Raw genomic sequence first — 3153 nt, 5'->3', positions numbered from 1 at the left:
GAGCAAGTTTGGCCCGAGCGCAACCAGCGCCCAAGCCAAATATTCGCCAAGGAAAAACAGCTCGCCGCTTTACTTCAACCCCTAGGAATTGCTTACACCGCCCTGGCACCTGCCATGCAGCAACAAGTTGATCAAAAAGGCCTGATATTGCATGGCTTTGGCAAAGCACAGGGAATTGGCCATTGGAATATCAATGGCCACCAATTAGCAGCAACAGTTCTTGCTCAGCGGATCTGCACTGATAAACAGCTCATCAAATGAAAAGCAAATCCAAGCGCCTAGCAGTATTAATTACCCATCCGGTGCAATATTTCAAACCGGTATTTCAAGCCTTAGCTGCCTGTGAAGATCTAAAGGTAAAAGTATTTTTTGGTTGTAATCATGGTGTTAAACCCAGCCTCGACCCAGACTTTGGYGTGTCGTTTGCCTGGGATAGTGCCCCCACGGCTGGATTTGATCATTGCTTTCTTAGCGAAAGCCCCCTAGCCAACTTGGCAAAACCTGCCACTGCAATTCAGCTTGCCTGGAAAGGCAGCGCACAAATTCACAACTGGAGAGCAGATGCGGTTTTGATATTTGCCTATAGCCCCTTATTTATTACCGCTAGCACCCTAATACTTGCTGCCCATGGTAAAAAGCTATTACTGCGCGCCGATGGCACTGATCGCGCCTTCCAAAGGGCCCCGTGGAAAAGTTTGTTAAAAGATCAATTGCTAAGGCGTTATTACTGTTTATTTAGTCAAATATTTCCAATCGGCAGTGATTCCAATGATCATTTTGCCCGTTTAGGAGTGCCTCCCCACCGCCGCAAAGCGGTGCCATTTGCCGTAGATGTGAAGTATTTCCAACGGCAAGTGGAACACTGGATGCCCCAACGCAACGAACTGCGCAGGGCCCTGCAGATTCCAGCCACGGCAGAAGTGCTGCTTAGTGTGGGCAAAATCACCCATGTGAAGGGGCCGCTGCTGCTTGCCAAGGCCCTGGCGCTGCTGCCAGCGGAACGCCAAAGGCAGTTGTGGCTGGTAGTGGTGGGTGATGGTCCTCTAAGAGAGGCCTTCGCTGCGGCCATCGAGGCCGTGTTGCCTGGTTGCAGCCGCTTTGTGGGCTTTCAGAATCAGTCGCAGTTGGGGCGCTATTACGCAGTTGCCGACACGCTTGTGTTTCCTTCGGTGCAGGGGGAAACCTGGGGGCTAGTGGTTAATGAGGCCCTGCAATTTGGCCTACGGGTGATAGCCAGTGACCATCCGGGCTGCGCTAGGGATTTGCTGGGGGAAGCCCCCCCCCATAGGTTGTTCCCCAGTGGCGATCCCCAGGCTTTGGCCCAAGCCCTAAGGSCCCCCTSGACCCGGGCAAACTCAGCAACCAYTGCCAACAAGTTTTTGCCAAGGCCCRAACAACTGGCGGAGGCGGTGGCCAGCAGCCTGAAGCCAAACCCATGACCCCCAAAGCCTGGAGCAATCCCGTCCGCCTGGTGGCTATCAACCTGGCGGTTTTGGCGCTTCTGCTAAGCCCCTTGCTGGGGCCCTGGCTGCTGGCCCACTGGGCCCTACGCCATCCCCGCTTGGCATGGGGCCCGCTGCTGGAGCTGGCCCGCTGGCCCTATCTAAATATCTACCGTCAGGCAATCCAGGGCCGTAAAGACTGCTTCCAGCGGGATCAAACCCTCACCTACATCGGCCAGCCCAAGGCGAGTTGTCGTTTTGACAATTTGGAATTTCGCACAACCCATCAGTTCAACAGCCTGGGTGTGCGCGACAGCGAAGCAGCACTGCGGCAGCCGCGCAGCATCGTGATCGGCGATTCCCACGCCATGGGCTGGGGTGTGGAGGCTGAAGAGCGCTACTCCCGTTTGCTGAGCCCCAAATTGCAACCCAGCTTGAATCTGAGCATCTCCAGCTATGGCACCGCCCGGGAACTGCGGCTACTGGAGCGCTACGCCGGGCTTTACCCCCAGGGCTATGCCAGTGCCCGCACGATCCTGCTGCAATACGGCGTAAATGACTGGGGGGAAAACAGCTCCACGGGCAAGCAACGCTTCCAATCCAGCAGCTATCTCAGCTATGCCGCTAACACGCCCTATGTGAAGCCTGAGCTGCTACTGGATGTCTCAAATTGGGGCCACCTGCGCCTTTTCACAGAACATTGGTTGCAGGGAATTCTTAAGGCGGAAGTCAATCCTCTCGATGTGCCATTCCCAAAACATGGGGAGGCATTTGTGGCCAGCTTTATGACCTACAAGCAATTGTTAGCCGGCAAGAGTTTGGTGGTGTTTGTAAGCAGCGACTACGGCATTTGGAATGCCTCTGTGTACCGAGATCTCGAACATTCCCTAGGCAGCCTACGGCGACAGTTGCCCCACACCAGAGTGCTGCTGCTCAACCTCAGCCAAGCCTGCGATAGCTCCTGCTATTTCCAACTGGATGATCACCTCACCGCCGCAGGGCACCGGCGGGTAGCTCAGTGGTTGAACCAATCGTTAACAGCGCTGATTAAACCTGCTCCAGCCACTCACTAAGCACCACCCAACGCCAATAGGATGCAAAACGCCTGGGGCTGAGCTGCATTAAATACCAACTGCGCCAGATTGCYTGGGCGGGAATATCGATTTGAGCGAGCTTATGCACCAAACGGCTGGGGCTAAATCGTTTATTGCTAGATAGCCATGGGGCTAAGGGTAAATTAAATCCACGTTTAGGGCCCTGCAGAATTTCAGTGGGCAATAGGGCCTGCGCCTGCTGCCTCAATAACGTTTTAGGCCCAGCGATTAGATGTTCAACAGCGCTTTTAGTTTTGGCAAAGGCGATTAAATCTGGATCCAGAAAAGGCAMCCGTAGCTCCAAGCCTTGGGCCATTGTTACGGCATCACTATCTCGCAAAAGGGTATTGGCCATGTAGCTGCTGCATTCTTGATTAGAAGCGCCTGTGCTGCCGCAGCGCTCTGCCCGCTGGCGCAAAAGAGAATGCTTACGCCAAGGTGTTAAACCACTTGCAGGTATGCGGCGGCAGGCCAACCTTTGCAACGGCTTAGGCCAGCCCATATGGCCGTAGCCATAAAACAACTCATCGGCCCCAAGCCCTGAAAAAGCAACCACCATGCCCTGGGCCCTTGCGGCTTGGGCTACCAAAAAAGTATTAAAGCCATCAATGCTTGGT

3 protein-coding genes and 1 pseudogene are annotated in these 3153 nt (G+C 54.5%); 3 read left to right on the top strand and 1 reads right to left on the bottom strand.

The genetic code is table 11. From position 1 onward, the window contains the following. From C7K08_RS15640 to C7K08_RS13225, 3 genes and pseudogenes are all read left to right on the top strand, one after another. Nucleotides 1-261 (top strand): annotated as a pseudogene (locus tag C7K08_RS15640) (hypothetical protein); the annotation flags it as partial. Then, on the top strand, nucleotides 258-1439 hold the full coding sequence (locus C7K08_RS13230) for a glycosyltransferase (protein ID WP_106501023.1): 1182 nt from the start codon (nucleotides 258-260) through the stop codon (nucleotides 1437-1439). The pseudogene C7K08_RS15640 and the gene C7K08_RS13230, both read left to right, overlap by 4 nt. Further along, the gene (locus tag C7K08_RS13225; protein ID WP_106501022.1) at nucleotides 1436-2515 is read left to right on the top strand and encodes an SGNH/GDSL hydrolase family protein; all 1080 of its coding nucleotides are present in this window, start codon (nucleotides 1436-1438) and stop codon (nucleotides 2513-2515) included. The genes C7K08_RS13230 and C7K08_RS13225 overlap by 4 nt, the downstream gene beginning before the upstream one ends. On the opposite strand, the gene C7K08_RS13220 is transcribed toward C7K08_RS13225, so the two are convergent. After that, nucleotides 2490-3153 (bottom strand): asparagine synthase-related protein (locus tag C7K08_RS13220; protein WP_133165289.1); only part of this gene is annotated, 664 nt, incomplete at its 5' end. The two genes, C7K08_RS13225 and C7K08_RS13220, sit on opposite strands and share 26 nt — an antisense overlap.

This window comes from Synechococcus lacustris str. Tous (genome assembly GCF_003011125.1).
Taxonomy (GTDB): domain Bacteria; phylum Cyanobacteriota; class Cyanobacteriia; order PCC-6307; family Cyanobiaceae; genus Synechococcus_D; species Synechococcus_D lacustris.
This window is presented reverse-complemented; position numbering and strand designations above follow the sequence as displayed.

Coding starts and splice junctions, on each gene's coding strand:
- C7K08_RS13225 (WP_106501022.1), top strand. CDS start 1,436: ATGACCCCCAAAGCCTGGAGCAATCCCGTCCGCCTGGTGGCTATCAAC.